This is a genomic window from Aquimarina rubra (assembly GCF_042684305.1).
Lineage (GTDB): Bacteria > Bacteroidota > Bacteroidia > Flavobacteriales > Flavobacteriaceae > Aquimarina > Aquimarina rubra.
This window is the reverse complement of record NZ_JBHULE010000037.1, coordinates 1-19,640: the sequence shown is the minus strand read 5'-3', so window position 1 is coordinate 19,640 and position 19,640 is coordinate 1. Positions and strand designations below refer to the sequence as shown.

Below are 19,640 nucleotides of genomic sequence, written 5' to 3'. Positions count from 1 at the left end.
TTTTGTTTTATATAACCCTAAAAATAGGGACTTTATTATAATTTAAAAAAACTTGTGTAACAAATTATAGGTATAGTCGTCTCCCTTATATAAAGCTAACAAGTTAGTTTTGTAACAACCAACCAACAAATATGAAGGAAAGAGCATTTATAACGCTTACTAATGGTTTTAAAGACAAGCTGTATAGGTTGGCTAAACGACTGTTGGTGAGTAATGAAGAGGCAGAAGATGCTACACAAGAGATATTATTGAAGCTGTGGAAGAATAAAACCAAAATGGCTGAGTATAAAAATGTAGAAGCTTTTGCGATGACAATGACAAAGAATTATTGTTATGATAAGTTGAAAGCGAAAGAAGCTGGAAATTTAAAAATCGTACATAGTAATTATAAGGATGAAAGACCTTCACTGCAGCGTGAAGTGGAAGCAAAGGATAGTCTGGAGTGGGTTGGTAAGATTATGGATGGATTACCAGAACAGCAAAGAATGATTATACAGCTGAGAGATATAGAACAATATGATAACGCTGAAATAGCCGAAATGTTGGAGATGAATGAAACAGCGGTACGAGTAGCATTATCAAGAGGAAGAAAAACAATACGACAAGAATTATTAAAAAAACACAATTATGGAGTTGTCTAACATAGAAAAATTACTGGAAAAGTATTTTGAAGGAGAAACGACCCTTTCTGAAGAAAAAGAATTAAAGGTTTATTTTACCGGAGAAAGCGTGCCGTCACATTTGGAGAGATACAAAGATTTATTTCAGTTTTTTTCTAATGAAAGCCAAGTAACCGCTACTTCAGAGGTTCAGTTAAGTACTAATAGAGTGCCTTGGTATACCTGGATAGGTGTAGCTGCATCAATAGCTTTGATTGTGGGGCTGTTTATGACAAATTTATTACCGGGAGCAGACCCTGATAAAGGACCACTCTTAGTAATGGAAGGTAATCCTGGTACTATCGAAGACCCCGAAATAGCCTTGCAAAAAACCAAAGAAGCCCTTGATTTGGTGGCTAAATTAATGAACGAGGGAAAAAAGGACCTGGTGTACCTGAATGAGTTTGAAACTGCCAAAAAGGATTTGGTATATCTAAATGAATTCCAAGACACCAAAAACAAGTTGATAAAATAAATACGAATACTATTTCCCTAAAAATGGGAACCTTTAAAAATGAATAAATTATGAAAAAGTTTGCAATCATACTATTAGTAGCATTAGTGCCATACATATCTGTTGCACAGAGCAATTTTGATAAATACGAAGACATGAATGATGTGTCATCGGTAGTGGTAACCAGTAAAATGTTTAAGCTGTTAAGTAAAATGGATCTAGAAAGCAATGATCCAGAAGTTAAAGAGTATATGAATCTTGTAGAGAATATCAAAAATATTAAAGTATTCGCTACAGAAAACGCTGAAATAGGTCAAAAAATGAAAGCTGATGTGCAAAAATACTTGAGCAGCACTTCATTAGATGAACTGATGCGAGTAAAGAGTGATGGAAAGAATGTAAAGTTCTATTCTAAGCCAGGTAAAAATGACAATTTCGTTACAGAACTGTTTATGTTTATGGAAGGAATGGAAAATGACGGAGGTCCAAACACTGTAGTGCTCACTATTACCGGTGATATCGATTTAAGACAAGTATCTAAAATTGCAGATCACCTGAATGTTCCCGGAGGACAGGAACTTAAAAAGGTGAAAAAGAAAAATTAAGCTTTCATATTTAGTTTAAGTTACACCCAAGCTTCTTTAGATGTAAAGGTCTAAAGAAGCTTACTATAATATCATCAATCAATCAACCTTGTCCGCCTTAGGCGGATCAAAACCAATTCAAAATGAAAAATATTATAAAAATAGTTACGATAGCTTGTGTGATGTTGCTAATGAGCTGTAATAATGGAGTCTCACTGCAGCGTTATTTTGTAGATCATCAGGGAGATGCAGATTTTATAGCTGTAGATCTGGCAACAAGCTTGTTGGATGCCAGAACCAGAGAAGTACAACTTTCTGAAGAAGAAAGAGAAGCACTGGAAAGTATCAAAAAAGTAAATTTTTTAGCAATGCCTCTTAAGGATGAAAACAAAGCAAGGTATGAAGAAGAAAAAGAAAAAATCAATACGATACTAAATGCTAATAAATACGAAACTCTAATGCGATTTGGTTCTAACGGAACAAAAGCTGTTTTAAAGTTTCAGGGAGATGAGGATAATATCGATGAAATGATTGTATTTGCTTCTAATAAAGAACGCGGCTTGGCTTTGGTACGAGTATTAGGTGATGATATGAAACCGGAAAACATAGCAAAGCTCATGGATGCAATCGATAAAGGAAATGTAGATATGGGAGCAATTAAGGATATTTTAGGAGAAGTGAAAATCGACTAAATTGCGATGTTACACAGAATAAAAAAGCTTCGACTATATCAGTCGAAGCTTTTTATTTTAAGTTATTTTCCATCAATCAGCAACCATCAACAACTATATCCCCGTATAATTAGAAGGTGTAATCGCTTTCAACTCAGATTTGATACTGTCTGAAACTTCTAGTGTTTCAATGAAATCAGCGATAGAATTTTGATTGATCTTGGCATTTGTTCTGGTTAATCCTTTTAGTGCTTCATAAGGATTAGGATATCCTTCTCTTCTTAGAATCGTCTGAATTGCCTCTGCCACAACTGCCCAGTTATTCTCCAGATCCTGAGCGAATTTTTCTTCGTTTAATAATAATTTATTCAATCCTTTTAGGGTCGCTTGAAAAGCAATGATGGTATGTCCAAAAGGCACACCTACATTTCTCAAGACCGTACTATCGGTTAAGTCACGCTGTAGTCTACTTACCGGTAATTTTGCCGATAGATGTTCGAACAAAGCGTTAGCAATCCCAATATTACCTTCGCTATTTTCAAAATCTATAGGATTTACTTTATGTGGCATCGCAGAGGATCCAACTTCTCCTTTTTTGATTTTCTGTTTAAAATAATCCATCGAAACATACGTCCATACATCACGATCAAGATCCAGAATAATGGTATTGATACGTTTCAGCCCATCAAATAAAGCCGCCATATGGTCATAATGCTCTATTTGTGTAGTTGGAAAGGAATGGTGCAGTCCCAATTTCTCTTGTACAAAACGAGTTCCAAAATCTTTCCAGTCAATATTAGGATATGCAACTTTGTGCGCATTGTAGTTTCCGGTGGCTCCACCAAATTTGGCAGCACTTGGGATATCATTTAATAAATCAAACTGTGCTTCTAATCTGGTAACATATACCTGAAATTCTTTTCCTAATCGGGTAGGAGAGGCTGGTTGTCCGTGAGTTCGTGCTAACATAGAAACTTCAGACCACTCTTCTACCAATGATTTTAGTTTGTCTTTTAGCTCGAAATAGTGTGGAATATATACATCACCAATAGCTTCTTTAATACTTAAAGGAATAGCTGTATTATTGATATCCTGAGAGGTTAATCCAAAATGAATAAACTCTTTATACTCTTGTAGCCCAAGATTATCAAACTTCTCCTTTATAAAATATTCTACCGCTTTTACATCGTGGTTGGTTACTTTTTCGATATCCTTGATGGCCTGTGCATCTTCTGTAGAGAATTGCGTGTAAATTTCTCTTAGTTTTTCAAAAATAGTAGTGTCAATATCCTTTAATTGTGGTAACGGAATTTCGCATAAAGCAATAAAATATTCTATTTCTACCAGTACACGATACTTTATCAAGGCTTCTTCGCTAAAATAAGCACTTAGTGATTGTGTTTTAGAAGCATAACGACCATCAATAGGTGAAATCGCTTGCAAAGGAGATAATGACATAACGTTGTTTTTTTGAAAGCTGCAAAGATAATTTATTTAATCACGAATAACGAAGTACGAAGAGTGATTTTTTGACGGATTGCTGGATCATTAGATTATTAGATCACTAGAACTTTGGATTATTGAGTTTTTCAGATTTCATAATTTCCATAAACCATAAACCATAAACCATAAACCATCAACCATCAACCATCAACCATCAACCATCAACCATCAACCATCAACCATCAACCATCAACCATAAACCATCAACCATCAACCATCAACCATCAACCATCAACCATCAACCACCAACCATCAACTACCAACTATCAACTATCCCAGCTTCTTCAAAATCATTCGGGATCTTGCTTTGTAAGCAGCACTGCTATCGTGGTAGTTATTTTCTAGTATGATTTTAAGTTCGGGATGCACCCAATCGAATTCTGTACCTAACAGATATAAACTGGTCATAGAATATGCCTTTGGAGCAACCTTTTGGTCAGAGATCAGCCAATCAAAACATGCTTCAGTTATTTTTTCTCGATGTATTATGGTGAGGTGTTTTCGTACTTCAGGATTTTTATTTTTATAGTAATCCAGCATCAAATACTCACATATTTTTGCTACCGGTCTTACTGCTGGATCCTGATATACGTTTGGAAGCAGACATATAAAAGAATCCAAATAAGGCAATATAGCTGTTATGTTCTTTTTACTCAAAAACTCTAATCCCCAAGAGGCTCTACAAGATATTTCATCGTCCACTTTATTACAAACATCTAATAATTGAGGGAGTAACTCAGGATTTTGTAAAATCAGATTGGCGAAATAATTTCGCTTTTCTCTGGAATGATCAGTGCTTCTAATTTCATCCTCAAGATTCATCATTCTATCTCAGGTTTTATCATTTCAGTATTCAGTATTCAGTATTCAGTATTCAGTATTCAGTATTCAGTATTCAGTATTCAGTATTCAGTATTCAGTATTCAGTATTCAGTATTTAGTATTCAGTATTTAGTATTCAGTATTTAGTATTCAGTATTCAGTATTCAGTATTCAGTATTCAGTATTCAGTATTCAGTATTCAGTATTCAGTATTCAGTATTCAGTATTCAGTATTCAGTATTCAGTATTCAGTATTCAGTATTCAGTATTCAGTATTTAGTATTCAGTATTCAGTATTTAGTATTCATTATTCATTATTCATTATTCAGTATTCATTATTCATTATTCAGTATTCATTATTCATTATTCATTATTCAGTATTCAGTATTCAGTATTCAGTATTCAATATTCAATATTCAATATTCAATATTGAATATTCAATATTCAATATTCAATATTCAATATTCAATATTCAATATTCAATATTCAGTATCAACCATTAACTCCCAACTCCCAACTACCAACTAAAACCCATTAATCAACTCCTTCACCACCTTCGGAACACCTACTGTAGCTCTTTCTGCCAGAATAGTTAAATTTTCTTTTGGCGCTATCGCCGGTTTCGGATCTATAAAATATATAGGAGTAGCGTGTGGAGCAAATTGTAACAGACTTGCAGCAGGATATACCTGCATGGATGTACCAATAATCATAAGGATGTCCGCCTGTTCTGTAATCTGTATAGCTTGATCCAGCATAGGAACTTCTTCTCCAAACCATACAATATGAGGACGTAATTGAGAGTTATGTTCACAGAAATCTCCGATGTTAAGATCTGTTTTCCAATCTAATATTAAATCTTCATCAAATTGACTTCTTACTTTTAGTAATTCTCCGTGCAAATGTACTACCTGACTGCTGCCGGCACGTTCATGAAGGTCATCCACGTTTTGAGTAACAATGGTTACCTGGTGTGTTTTTTCTAATTCTACAAGCGCTTGGTGTGCCAGATTAGGAGTAACCGAGTGTAATTGGCTTCGTCGTTTATTATAAAAATCCAGTACCAATGCGGGATTGTTATTCCATCCAATCGGAGAAGCAACTTCCATTATGTCGTGTCCTTCCCATAATCCATTAGCATCTCTAAAGGTGTTTATTCCACTTTCGGCGCTGATACCTGCCCCTGTAAGTACCACTACTTTTTTCATGTTTTCATATTTATTTTTCTAAAACTATTTAAAATATTTTAATTAGTGAAACTCTGTTTTGAAAAGTTGCATAGCAATGTATTCAAAAGAGATAGTTGAACTAATCCCGCTTTTTCAGCGGGATCTCAGGACAGTCTGCCGAGTCGGGTAGATCTAATAGCTAGAAGCCTGTCTAACGGATGCCAGGTAGACTTGCTTCGGAACGTTAAAAGCTATTTTCCATTGAATACCTCGTACGCTTGCATCGAGGTAGTTTATTGATAGACCGGTTTTAGGATAAAATAACGGGAATACTTATTTGTATATAGAGAACTTTGACCGTATTATTCTGATTTTTGATGGTTCTACCAAATTTTTGGCCACTTTCATCAAAAAATATACTAAGCATTATCTTTTTACGTTTAGAGAATCTTAACCCCATAAACCGATAACATGCAGTTTTACCCCGATCAAAGAAATACTTCTAGCCCTTGCGGGCAGTGCGATTCCGTACTAATATTGTGGTTTTACCGTAACATAGGTATTACTAAAAATCCTAACTTGTATTCAGTAAATGTGTACAATTTTTTTAAGAATACTAATAGTATTTAATAACCAACGCTAACCTTTAATTGTTTACCTCATGAAATACCCTTATATCATTATTGATAATGATCAGAATTCTGCACGCACAATTCAGATCGCATTAGAAGATCACAATGATTATATCTGTACTGGAATTGCTAAAAATGAGCAAGAAGCCTTGGACTTAATTTTGGAGAGAAAACCCAGATTGGTTTTCTTAGAGCCAGAAGTTCCCGGAGTTCAATCCTCTAAAACCCAGTATAGTTTATTATCAGAACTTACCAAATACATGACGAACCTACCAGAGTTTGTAATTATTACAAAAACTGCAAACTATGCTATAGAAGGTATACGTAATAGTGTTTTGGATTATATCCTTAAACCATTGACTAAAAGTGACTTGACCAAAACCCTACATAGGTTCGAGAAAGACTTTGATGAGGTGATGGATAATACCTTGTGCTTTAAATCCTACGGAGATTATCGTTTCGTAAATATTGATGAAGTATTGTATTTGAAAGCAGATAACAATACCACAGATTTTATAATGAGTAACGGTAATAAAGTAGAGGCTTTTAAAACTCTGAAGCATTTTCAGAACTTATTACCGGATCATTTTGTAAGGATTCATAATAGTTATATTATCAATACCAAGTATGTATCTAGGATACATTTTGGAAAAGCAAAATGCGCTATTAAGAATACTACAGATATGATCCCATTCTCCAAATCGTATAAAACCAATGTAGAAGAGATCAAAGACACACTGGCAAAGAATAGTTTCTTGTATGTGTAGTGAGACTTTGCTTTGCCAAATCGCGTAGCGATTCTGTAAAGTAATTAGCCGAACTACATCCCGGTGTATGCCGGGATCCAATTACAGCAGAGCCTTTGTTTTGAAAAACGAAATGTATTCAAAATAGCTGGTTGAACTATATCTCAGCGTGTCACACCGAGCTTTTGCTACAGGCAGACAAGAGTCGAAGTATTGTTCAAGCACAGGCTGGGATCTAATGTAAAGTTATGTTTGGTTTAGTAATCTATGTAGACAGGTTTCTTGCGATTAAAATGATAAATAATTAGGATGCTGTTTGTAAATATCTAGTAAATGTGTAGAAAGGCACCTTGTTATTTGTATTGATTTCACACAATATCATTTGTATAATACAACGCAAGTCCGAAACCTCCTCGCCACACCGAGGAGGTTTTTTTTGTAAAAAAATATAAAAAGTATGGGCGTTCCTTCTCTTGAGGGAAGACTAGGAAGGGTGTTTCCAAATAAGTTTTTAAACGTCTCGCTCGATCCCTCTTCAAAGAGGGGATTCCTAGATATCGGCGATGACCATATTTTTTTCAATAATGAATTATTCTCCAATCTAACTATTTGTTCCCTCTCCTAGTGGGAGAGGGCTAGGGTGAGGGGATTTTTGTACAATTTTTCAAGTAGAAAGCTCTCTAAATCTCCCCAGTAAGGAGGCTTTTCAAACGTTTTGCCATACGCTAGAAAATCGCCCTTTGATGGAGATTTAACGGATGTGATTTTTGATCTTAAAACAACTTATAGTAAAGAATATGGAAGAGAATCATATCAGTTCGAGTGTCCACTTCTGGTATAAGCTATAGACTTGTCTGTCGAAGTGTAAGCCGGAATCCACTATTGATCGAATTATTTTGTCCGTTCATGTCTTGGATGGATATTTAGTTTAAAATTTCCCTTCTTTAAAAATGATCTATACTATTATATAGGGGATATAAAGCTTGGGGATTTTTTCTAATATATTTGAAACTAAAAACCTACAATATAAAGAGGGAATTTTCTTATTATTTTTTGGGGAATATCTATAACCCGTTCTATTACAGTGGATAGGGTGTTTGTAGGCCGAAAATTGTTGGTTAAATCATTTTGTTGAGTTTTTACTTTTTTTTAAGTTTTTTTTACGGTTTATTTACTGAAACTACACTAGTAATCTATTTCCTACAGTTTTTCCTGTTTTTTAAAATATGGTCATCTACCCGTATACTCTATCCATGTACTTCCTGGAGGTATCCATCCACTAAACACACCTTAATATATTAGGCGCGAGGGGGCAATCTCCCTACATTTGTAGTGTACAATTAAGGTTATCAACCTATTACACATTTACTAAAAGGATATACAAAGAGAAATCGGAGTATTGTTGGCCAACAAAATCCTTACAAATTGAAACTGAATAGATGAAAGTTTATTCAAACCAGACAAAAAAAGTCTTGAAAAGGAAAAATAATTAAAATTGACTATTACCAAAATAAGATATAATTAAAAGATAAACCGTTATGAAAGCTATAAAAACTATATTCGCAGTATTATTTGTAAGTTCAATGTTCATCGCTTGTGAAGCAGACAATATTAATGATGAGGTAGGAATTGAGGAAATTGAAACTGTTGCCGGAGAAGATGGAGAAGAAGAAGTAACTCCAGCTGGATAATCGATAATTAATACATTTTAAAAAAAGGAGGGTAACATTTTTGGTTACCCTCCTTTTTTTATAAATTAGATTAAATTCAAAAAACAAATGTGCGTTTTAAGGAAAAATGTTTTAATTGCTTTTATCTTAGTTTTATCTTTTTCTTCTTGTAAAGAAGATAATGATATTGAGAATGATGATCTTAAAAAAAATGTTATCAATTCTGACTTGGTAAATGCATCAGATCGATCTTTATCAGTTCAAGAGCGAAAAGATTTTTTGAAGCAGTCTTATGGAGTTGCTAGTACATTAGATAACATTAAACTTAAAGTCGAAAATTTTTTTTCTATATCAAGTCAATACTATACTTTAAAAGATTTTAAAAAGTTTAAAGAATTGAATGAGAAAACTTTGATTTTATCAAAATCCATTTCTGATTCGTTGGCGATTGCTAAATCCTATAGCTTTTTAGGTATTTATTATCGAAAAATGGATAAGCTGGATAGTGCTTTCAAAAGTTTTAATGACGCTGATAAGATCTACAGTAGCTTTGATAATTATAATACTAGAGATCCATTAACATATTCTTATGATCATGGTAAAGTATTAATCGATCTTGCAAAATTGTCAAGAAAAGTAAAAGATTACAGCGAAAGTGAGGATCTTACCATAAAAGCTATTGAGAAATTTGATTTAACAGGCGATAATTCTTATATGCCTTTATCTTATAGTAATTTAGGTATTGTTGCGAAAGAATTAGAACGTTATGAAGATGCCGTCTTTTATCATTCAAAAGCTATTGAATATACTAAAAACACCCCAAAAGATACTCTTTATGCTGTATTAGGTAATAATAATATAGGAACAGTTTATAAATCTGCTAAAAAGTATGATAAAGCAATTGAGTATTATAATAAGGCATTATCATACTCTAAATTTTTAAAAAATCGCCCTAAACGGTTATCGTTATTGTTAGATAATTTGGGATATGCTAAGTTTTTGCAGGATAGGCATAACGATGAAGCGTTTTTATTATTTCAAAAAGCTTTTAAGATTAGAGATAGTGTAAATGACATTGTAGGTCTTTCAACAAATAATTTACACTTTGGGGAGTATTATCAGGCGCAAGGAAATGATAGTTTGGCTAAATTTTATGCTCTTAAGGTAAAAGAAGCCGCTCCAATAGTTAATAATAATGTTGAATTATTAAGTGCTTATCAATTATTATCTAAAGTAACAAATAGTGATGAAGGTCTTAAATATGCACAGAAATATATAAAATTAAACGATAGTCTTATTAAAGAGGAACGATCTTATGTAAATAAATTTGCTCGAATTAAATTCGAAACTGAAGAAAAAGTACAGGAAATTGCAGCAATCAGCCGCGAAAACCAACTCTTAATCTTCGCGATTCTTGGGTTATCCGTATTGTCTTTGTTGGGATATGTGATTTTTAAACAGCAACAAAGCAATAAAGAATTATTGTTTGAGCAAAAACAGCAACAATCCAATCAAGAGATTTATCGACTGCTGCTTAGTCAGCAGCTCAAACTAGAAGAAGGGCGTAAGCTGGAGCAGCATCGTATGTCAGAGGAGTTGCACGATGGAGTATTAGGTAGACTGTTTGGGGTGCGATTAAGTTTGGATGGAATTAACCAGCGCGCCAATGATGGTTTTACCGATGCCAGAAATAAGTATATAGATGAGCTAAAATCTATAGAAAAAGAGATACGGTTAATATCTCACGATTTGGGTACAGAAACCTTGTCGCCGGATATTGCTTATGTAGATGTGGTAGAGAGTTTGGTAAGTGATCTGTGTACGGTGCACAAAATGGAGTTTGAGTTTTCTAATGATGAGAACATTGATTGGGAGACTATAGATGATCAGAAAAAAGTAAATCTGTTTAGGATTATACAAGAGTCGTTACAAAACATATTTAAACACGCAAGAGCAAAAAGCGTAAAAATAAGCTTCGATTATGTGGATGATAAAATAAATCTTACTATTTTAGATGATGGAATAGGATTCAAAAGCAGTAAGGTAAAAAGAGGAATTGGTTTAAAAAATATTACATCCAGAGTTACCCAGATGGATGGTGTAGTAGATTTTATAAGTAATCAGGATTCAGGTACAAAAGTATCTGTCGGTATACCAATTTAATTAATGTAAAAAGTTATCAGATTTGGTTTCCATATAATAAATAGGTGATAATTATAGTTACTACTATATAGAGCCGATAGGATAACAAACAGACACACAAATTTTTAAAGATGAAGAAAAAGCTAAAAGTTCTTATGATTGATGATCATCCTATGATTATCGAAGGATACAAGAACACCTTATTAGGAGAAAACCAAAAAGAATATCAGATCAAGATTGATATCGCATCTAATTGCGATGATGCGTATGAGAGTATTCTTAAATCTTCTAAAACCACCCCTTATGATATGCTTTTTGTAGATATTAAATTACCACCTTCTTCTGATGGAAGTATTACATCCGGAGAAGATTTGGCAAAGCATGCAAAGGAACTGCTACCTAAGGCTAAGATCATTATCCTTACCATGCATAGAGAAGATCATAGAATTCATAATATATTAAAGAATATCAATCCATCTGGATTTTTGATAAAAAGTGACCTTACTTCTAGCGAGTTATTATTAGCATTTAATAATATCGTAAGTGGTACACCGTATTATAGTGCTACGGTGAATAATCATTTTAGAAAAATGATGACTAATAATTTCTCACTAGACGAAAAAAACCTAAAGATTTTATATCATTTATCCAGAGGTGTAAAGACCAAAAACCTACCAAACTACGTAAGCTTATCACTAAGTGCCATCGAAAAGCGTAAGAATCAGATTAAAGAGATGTTTTCTATCGCAAAGGCAGACGATCAAAAGCTCTTAGAAGAAGCTCGTAAAAGAGGTTTTGTATAGGAGTTAATAAATTAAAGAATTATACTACAAAAAAAGGATAGCGTTTGCTATCTTTTTTTTTGTGAATTTATATTTTGAAAATCAGTTTATTACGTGTGGTTTAAATTTGCATTTACTTGGAAAAAACGGAAAATACATATACGATTAAAGGTTTTTTTTTAGGTTGAAATACGTAATTATGCTTACTGTTTTAACGTAATTGGGTAGTCGAAAAATTGATTTTTAATGAATTAGATAATGTGGTTTTTTTACATTCTATCAAATAAAGTATAATTAAAAGGAGTTATTTCCCCATAAATAAAATATCATATCTATAAAAAATTGGGGAATATTACGTATTTATTTGGGGAAAATTTATTAAAATAAGAGTAATTCTGATTTTATTTTAATTATTTAAGATAAATAAGCTGTAATTTCTTATTTACGGTTTTGCCGTAATTATTTTGAGTTTATATACTACAGCAAATCAATGTTTTATGTATAAATTTATATTGTTAAAAAAAACTAAACGTAAATAGTGTATTTTAAAATAACAAGCTTATAGAATAAAATTACTTTAGACATCATTTTTCTTACCCCACAACCCAGTCTATATTAATTTTATGTAGGATCCGCAGATCTTTCTACTAGTCCATACGTTATTTTATACTTAATAAGCCATACTTGTGTACTATCATGTGCCCCATGATCTTGTATAATGAATTTGAAAAGACCTAAAGCGTTTGCTTATGAGAAATAATTTATATTTTCACTTAAGACAATTTGTGGTAAGATACTTCTTGTTACCAGTCTCCTATATTTTCATAATGTTGATAATGAGTCAGGCGTTTACCAAAATCACTGGTTTTGTAAACACTGAAGTTAGTATTCCTTTTTTAGCAGATTCTCAGAGCAATTATAGAGTAGAACAAAATACCACAGGTATGTATAGAGGTATGAATATAAGAAAAACAAAAACATACGCATTTATGTAACTAGTAAACAAAAACAACCCCGCAATTGTAACACTTTGGCGAGCAAACAAAAGCAGGGTCTGGATAACGATTAATTTATAACTAAATCAACCATTATATGGTATATTTTTATTCTGTAATTACCAATTACATACAGAGTTTAACGGAACTCTTTTTCGTTAAGTATATCTGTTATACTATTTTAAATTTCAAATATAACGATAAACCATTAAAGAAATACGGGGATAACACCTGTATTTTTGATAGGATCGTACGGTCTGAAACCAGGTTGAATACGTCTTTATTCTTTTGTAAACCTTACATCACTCAATTCCATAATAATTTCAGAATACTAACCAATAATGGTAATGTGTCTTTATGTATAGATAGTAGGTATCCTAACGCTATCAATGAATACTTCTACTCAAGAATAAGTCCCAATAAAAAATGCCATGAAAAAGACAAATCAATTATTTAAAACAAATGCCACTGCTATAATGAAAATGCGGCGAGTAGTTGTTGTATTTGTTTTTTCAGTTGTAAATACACCAATATATCTGATTACTGAAAGCGTAACTAATTTGATTTCACTCTTTTATAGCGTTTGGTTTTCGGATAAAAAGATAAAATATAATCTTTTATAAAAAGATGAACAAAGAAAATAACACACCCATACCACTGCTTATGAGAATTTTTACTAAAACATTTTCCGGTAAAGTAAAAGCATTACTCGTTTTTATATTTATATCACTGATTTCATATCAAATGAAAGCGCAGGTAGTTAATACTTGGGGATTATTATCTGGGACTGTACCTGAAAATAACTTTCAGACCAGTAGCTTTTCTGCAATAGGTGATGGCACCACCTTTGTTACGGTGGATATTAATCGATCTCCTTCGACCACTGCAGGCGGAACTGTAAACGCAGTACCTCCTGGATTAATACTTACAAGTAGTTTTGATAACTCAAGAGCCACGGTTGGTGTTTCAGGAAATACATACACCTATATATTTAGCGAGCCCGTACATGTGATTTTGAGTTCGCAAGAACATAGTGAGCTTATTAGGACAGAAAACATTAAAATATCCAGTGCAGATGCCGGAGCTCAATTTTCCGGTTCTTTGACTAATGGTCAAACAGGACATTTTATAGCTAATAATAACACATCAGAAATACATATAGGTTCTAACGCATCGATTACTACAGCAGGAACATATTGGACGGTAGAAAGTAATATTGCGATTACTACTTTATCGATAGAATATTATGTTACGGATCCTGCAGAAGCAGCTTCTGGAGAACCATTTACTATGAGTTTGGCACCGGCACCATTTGTAAGATTAGATAATGATAATTCTACCGGTGCAGGTGGAATCGATTTTAATGGTACCTCGTGTACAAGTGGTACAGAAGTTTTGGACGGATCAGACCTATTGATTAATGCCCCACACGGTATACAAAGAGTTGAAATTAATCTAATTAATGAGCAAGATATTGGTGAAGAAGAACTTTCTGTGGTGTTAACCTTACCAGATATAAGTATTACAGGTAATGGTTCTACATCTGTTACCGTGGTAAATGGTGATCCGAGCCCAAATGATTTTGATGATTTTGACGATATTATTGACGAGTTGTATTATAAGAATACATCTTCCAGTCCTGATTTAGCTACTACTCGACAAGTTGAGATTGTAGTGTTTGATGAGTATGGGGGTGTTTCTATAACTTCTACTTTAAATTTCACTTTGGTACAGGCGTCTAATTCCGGAACCGTCGCAGGACCGTTGGTTGTTTTTAGTACGGATCCTCCCGTTGATTTAAATATAGCTTTAGATGGAAGTCAGGATGCAGGTACCTGGGTTGATGTTGACGGAACCGGTGAGTTAACAGGAAGCACGGTAAACGTGCCGGCTTTGGCCATTGGTTCTTATACTTTTAGATATGATGTGGTAGGATCTGCTCCTTGTAATAATGCATTTACTTCGGTAGTGCTTATTGTATTAGATGGTAATGAACTTGAAATTACATCACCTTCTTCTTGTGCTTATATAATGACGGAGTATACAGATCCGCTAGACTCTCAGGGAACGGATGATCCCATCTATATTTTTGACCTACCGGGTAATAACGGAGAATTGAGTTGCGAAACTGCGATCGGAGCAACTTATGATTGGTATATTTTTAATCCAGCTACGAATTCATATGATGTGTTCGCATTAAACTCAACACCAGTGCAAACCGGTCTTTCTGATGGAGGATATTTAGTAGTTAGAGATGATGGAGGTGTTAAAACTGAAGGTCGTGCTTGGGTATGGAATTCGAGCCTGGATGCTGATGCAGGAATTGATTTGGCAATATGTAATGGAGATTCTGCAACAATTTTAGGGGCTGGAACTGTATTAAACCCAACATACACCTATTATGATCCTGTAAAAAGACCATTTATAATCGATGGGAGCACTGTAGTCTCAGTAACTTTTGATGGTTTACATACTTATATTTCAGATTTAGCATTTTATCTGGTTTCACCAGACGAAACACAAACTGTTGAATTAGCATCTAATCAGCCGGGATTTCCGTGTAATTCAGGTGATGATATAGTTAATTTAACATTAACAAATGACCCAGGGATAGGTGTTCAAATTTATGACCTTTGTAATCTTAATAACCCTGCAAACAGCCCTAATAATGGTCCGTTAGCAGGAACTTTCAATCAATATTATACCACCTATACATTTTTGGGAGGCGGAACTTTTGTAGGTTCCAATCCACAAGCAATTGATATGTCTTCTCTAAGTGGTTTTGATGCAGGGCAAGGAGGATGGAAAGTTCAGATTTATGACTGTGAAAACTTAGATTTTGGTTCTTTAACAGGTGCTACAATTTCTTTCGCTGATGGCGCAGGAGATATTCGTACATATACCAGTGGATCCATTAGTGTTCCAATTAATGATAATAGTTGCGATCCAGCTTCTGCTTCAATATATGAGGTGCCTTTTGATTCTGCTATTAGTCAGACAGATACAAGTATTTCGATCAACCCTGCTGTAGGTATTGGGGTAAGAAGTATAGGAGGATATGAATGGAGCTTTAGCACTGTTTCTTCTACAGGTCCTTGGAGTGGTCCTTTCGAAAATGTAAGTACAACGCCAACCGTTTCTCCGGGAACTACCACTTGGTATAGAATAGTGATGGATAATGGTTTAGGCTGTAGTACAGAGGATGTAATGGTAGTTACCGTTACAGACGAACCGGATGCAGGTACAGGAACTGATGAATATGCATGTGCAGGTGATACCGTCGTAGATCTAAATGCATTATTAACTGGCGCTGATATTGGAACGTGGAGTGTTTCAGGAACATCACCAGATAATCCAGGTGGTGATTTTAACGCAGGTTCAGGAACGTATGATCCAACAACAGGAGGAGTATACGTTTTTGATTACACAGTGAATGCATTAGTACCCTGTACTGTTAATGCAACTACTTCGGTAACTGTATCCGTACAAACTGCGCCTAATACAGGTATTAATAACACTATTTTTGCAGATGGATCTTCAGGAGTAATTACTTTACTCAATGAATTATTAAGCACTCCAGACGTAGGTGGACTATGGAGTCTGGATGGAGCCGGTGATAATCCGGGAGCAAATTTTGATTCTGGGTTAGGAACTTTAGACAGTTCTGGATTAGTTGATGGAACGTATATTTTTGAGTATTCAATTACAAATTGTACTACTTCAATGTCTTCTGTAACGGTAGTTTTCAGTGCACTTGATACCGACATGGATAATGTAGGAGATGCAGTTGATCTCGATGATGATAATGACGGTATTTTAGATACTGCAGAAAATAGTTTAGGAATAGATCCTTCCGCAGATGCGGATGGAGATGGAATACCAAATTATCAAGACTTTGATGATAATGGAACAGCTACTGCTCCAGTCTGTGTAGACGCGGATACAAACGGAATTTGTGATACGTTAGATCCTGTATTTGATAATGATCAGGATGGAGTTCCTAATCATTTTGATTTAGATTCAGACAATGATGGTATCTACGATGTAGTAGAAGCAGGAGGAACCGCTAGTAATACACCCGGACAAGAAGGAAGACATATCGATAACGATAATAATACTGATAATATAGCAACCAACGGAGTACCCTCTTTTGCGAATGGAGGAGCTGGTATTAGTAATCCAACGGATACAGGAGCAGACGGTAGTTTGGATTACTTGACTTTGGATAGTGATAGTGACAATTGTAGCGATGCTAATGAAGCTTATAATGATCCTAATGCAGATGGCGGTGATACCGGAGTCTATGGTACGGATCCGGCTACGGTTGATCCTGCTACAGGTGTAGTTACTACAGCAGTCTATACAAATCCCATAGATGGAGATAGCGATACAGTTGATGATTATCAACAAGTTGGCCCGGATGCCGATGGAGATGGAATCTCGGATGCTTGTGATACAGTGTTTGACGATAATGATGGTGACGGTATTGGAGACGGTAATGATCTTGACGATGACAATGATGGAATAGTAGATCTTCAAGAAGCATTAGGCTTTGATCCTACAGACCCTGCTTCTTGTTCCTTTGCAGCGGCTGATTTTGATAATACTTTTCCCATTCCAACTGCAACAATAGATGGAGATGTAGTCAATACTGGAGGTGTGGAACAAATTACGGATGTACCAGCCACTTTCGTAGGAGATCAGTATCGATTTTATAATGTCGTGACTATTGATGCGTTACGATTAGATGCTGTCGTAGAGATCACGGCAGCGGATAGCAATATAACAACTTTTACAATTGATAACGATGCTACTGGTGATCCACAAGGATGGCAAGGGGAATATGATGTGCCGGCAGGGCAAACGGCGTCCATGTCATTCAGATTAGAATTTGTTTTGGCTAATACCAATACAGTGGTGCCGTTAGATCGTTTTGGAGGGATATTTTATGATATTGATGGAGCCAATGCAAACGAAAGCATAACATTACAGAATCCCGGACTTTACATTGTAGAAGACACTACTTTATTAATCGTAAATGATAATGGAACCGATGTAACATTGACTGGTCCGTTGACAACTTTCCCGGGAATAGATCTGGATACGGATATAGCGGTATATTTTAATTATTATAATATTAGTAGTTTTGAATTTTCTACTAGCGCCAATAATGTAACTGCAGCTGCCAATACAAACTTCTTTTCATTGGTATTTGACCCGTGTGCCATTGATGCTTTTACGACGACGGATTATGTACTTAGAGATGGTTTAGACTCTGATGGTGATGGTGATGATGATTATTTAGATACAGATAGTGACGATGATGGTTGTTTTGATGCCATTGAAGCAGACGGTAGTTTTACCATAGCGGATGTAAATGGAGCGGGTGAGCTAATAGGTGGAGAAGATCCTAGTACTGGTATCCCTACTATTGCAGGCATAGGACAAGATGGCAATGCTGATGTTATTACTATAGGACCAGATGCTGATAATGATGGTATTGCGGATGCCTGTGATTTGGTAGACGACAGTGGAGATGTAGATGGAGATGGTGTTCCAGACCTTACGGATCTTGATGATGATAATGACGGTATTTTGGATGTAGATGAAGGAGGTCCTGAATGTAGAGATTCTGTGGTTGCTTCGTTAAATACATCTGGATATACCTTAAATACTGATTTATCAACTGCTCCAGGTTTTCCGTTAGTTTTTGATAATGGTAACTATGAGTTTACAGCTGTGTTTACTGATGGAGGGGCAGATTCTGGTACTCCTCAGTGGAGCAATGGAGTGCAGGTAAGAGATGATTTTCCTACAGTAAATGATTACATTTATGTACAACCTAGAAATGTGGGACAGATAGCATCTGGAGATTATGTGGAATATATTTTTGATTTTCCTGTAGCCTTGGATCAATTTTCTTTCATATTTGCTGGATTAAATAATGCAGATTATGCGGAGATTACTGCCTTTAATGGAGCAACGCCAATTACCGTAACACCAGATAATTTTTCGGATTATTCACCGGCCCTGACTTCAGGTGTTTGGGATGTTTCTGGTAATAGAGTCGTAGGGAATAGTAGTACGGGAGGAGTAAGTGTTACCGATAATTTCTTTAGGGCAACTATAGAAGGTCCTATAACCAGAGTAATTATAGCTTCAGGGAAAGGTAACAACTCAAATGGTACAGTAACTGCAGGTTTCCATTCTATAGTAGCATGTATTCCAGGAACTGGTCAGAATAGTGATACGGATTTATTAGAAGATTATTTGGACAACGATAGTGATGATGATGGATGTCCAGATGCTATAGAAGCGGCGGGTAATTTTCAATTTACAGACTTAAATGGTGATGATAGTTTAAATGGAGGTGTTGATCCATCAACCGGAATACCATTGGTAGCAGGTGCCGGTCAAGCAACAACATCGGCAGTAACGAATGCAAGTGATTCTAGTGCTTGTGCAGATACAGATAATGATGGGGTTTTTGATAGTGTAGATTTGGATGATGATAATGATGGAATTTTGGATACAGTAGAATCAGGTGGGATTGATCCTTTAACAGATGCAGATGGAGATGGAGTACCTGTGTATTTAGATGATGATGATTCTCCTGCTACAGGAGCAGGAATTGGCAATTTAGATGGAACTGTAGAACCTGCTTTCGATGCAGATGGAGATAATATTCCGAATCACTTCGATTTAGACAGTGACAATGATGGTATCTATGATATCATTGAGACGGGCAATGCGGGATTAGACAGTGATGACGATGGTATTGCCGATGGTGGCGTTGGTACGGATGGTATTC

13 protein-coding genes are annotated in these 19,640 nt (G+C 35.0%); 10 read left to right on the top strand and 3 right to left on the bottom strand.

Annotated elements, in window-relative coordinates; all coding sequences use genetic code 11:
• The first annotated feature begins 131 nt into the window (after window positions 1-131).
• From ACFSR1_RS23325 to ACFSR1_RS23310, 4 genes are all read left to right on the top strand, one after another.
• Window positions 132-641 carry an RNA polymerase sigma factor gene (locus tag ACFSR1_RS23325; protein WP_378176160.1) on the top strand — a complete coding sequence of 170 codons (510 nt, stop codon included), beginning with the start codon at window positions 132-134 and terminating at the stop codon, window positions 639-641.
• Window positions 628-1,134, top strand: a complete 507-nt coding sequence (locus tag ACFSR1_RS23320) for a hypothetical protein (RefSeq protein ID WP_378295447.1) — start codon at window positions 628-630, stop codon at window positions 1,132-1,134. The genes ACFSR1_RS23325 and ACFSR1_RS23320 overlap by 14 nt, the downstream gene beginning before the upstream one ends.
• Window positions 1,135-1,184: 50 nt before the next feature.
• On the top strand, window positions 1,185-1,718 hold the full coding sequence (locus tag ACFSR1_RS23315) for a DUF4252 domain-containing protein (RefSeq protein WP_378295446.1): 534 nt from the start codon (window positions 1,185-1,187) through the stop codon (window positions 1,716-1,718).
• Between the two features lie 122 nt (window positions 1,719-1,840).
• Complete coding sequence (locus ACFSR1_RS23310; RefSeq protein ID WP_378295445.1) at window positions 1,841-2,389, top strand: DUF4252 domain-containing protein; 549 nt, start codon at window positions 1,841-1,843, stop codon at window positions 2,387-2,389.
• Between the two features lie 93 nt (window positions 2,390-2,482).
• Here ACFSR1_RS23310 and purB read toward each other — a convergent pair whose 3' ends face one another.
• From purB to ACFSR1_RS23295, 3 genes are all read right to left on the bottom strand, one after another.
• Complete coding sequence (gene purB / locus ACFSR1_RS23305; protein WP_378295444.1) at window positions 2,483-3,826, bottom strand: adenylosuccinate lyase; 1,344 nt, start codon at window positions 3,824-3,826, stop codon at window positions 2,483-2,485.
• Between the two features lie 315 nt (window positions 3,827-4,141).
• Window positions 4,142-4,696: an adenylosuccinate lyase gene (locus ACFSR1_RS23300; protein ID WP_378295443.1), complete on the bottom strand. Its 555-nt coding sequence runs from the start codon at window positions 4,694-4,696 to the stop codon at window positions 4,142-4,144.
• 521 nt (window positions 4,697-5,217) lie between these two features.
• The gene (locus ACFSR1_RS23295; RefSeq protein ID WP_378295442.1) at window positions 5,218-5,901 is read right to left on the bottom strand and encodes an SIR2 family NAD-dependent protein deacylase; all 684 of its coding nucleotides are present in this window, start codon (window positions 5,899-5,901) and stop codon (window positions 5,218-5,220) included.
• Between the two features lie 622 nt (window positions 5,902-6,523).
• Here ACFSR1_RS23295 and ACFSR1_RS23290 point away from each other — a divergent pair.
• The 6 genes from ACFSR1_RS23290 to ACFSR1_RS23265 form a co-directional block, all read left to right on the top strand.
• Window positions 6,524-7,261, top strand: coding sequence for a LytR/AlgR family response regulator transcription factor (locus ACFSR1_RS23290; protein ID WP_378295441.1), 738 nt, complete (start codon window positions 6,524-6,526; stop codon window positions 7,259-7,261).
• 1,517 nt (window positions 7,262-8,778) lie between these two features.
• Window positions 8,779-8,931 carry a hypothetical protein gene (locus ACFSR1_RS23285; RefSeq protein WP_378295440.1) on the top strand — a complete coding sequence of 51 codons (153 nt, stop codon included), beginning with the start codon at window positions 8,779-8,781 and terminating at the stop codon, window positions 8,929-8,931.
• Window positions 8,932-9,018: 87 nt separating this feature from the next.
• A complete protein-coding gene (locus tag ACFSR1_RS23280; RefSeq protein ID WP_378295439.1) occupies window positions 9,019-11,073 on the top strand; it encodes a tetratricopeptide repeat-containing sensor histidine kinase in 2,055 nt (684 codons plus the stop codon).
• 110 nt (window positions 11,074-11,183) lie between these two features.
• Window positions 11,184-11,855, top strand: a complete 672-nt coding sequence (locus ACFSR1_RS23275) for a response regulator (RefSeq protein WP_378295438.1) — start codon at window positions 11,184-11,186, stop codon at window positions 11,853-11,855.
• Window positions 11,856-12,583: 728 nt separating this feature from the next.
• Window positions 12,584-12,829 carry a hypothetical protein gene (locus tag ACFSR1_RS23270; protein ID WP_378295437.1) on the top strand — a complete coding sequence of 82 codons (246 nt, stop codon included), beginning with the start codon at window positions 12,584-12,586 and terminating at the stop codon, window positions 12,827-12,829.
• 627 nt (window positions 12,830-13,456) lie between these two features.
• On the top strand, window positions 13,457-19,640 hold a 6,184-nt coding region (locus ACFSR1_RS23265; RefSeq protein ID WP_378295436.1), incomplete at its 3' end, for a beta strand repeat-containing protein.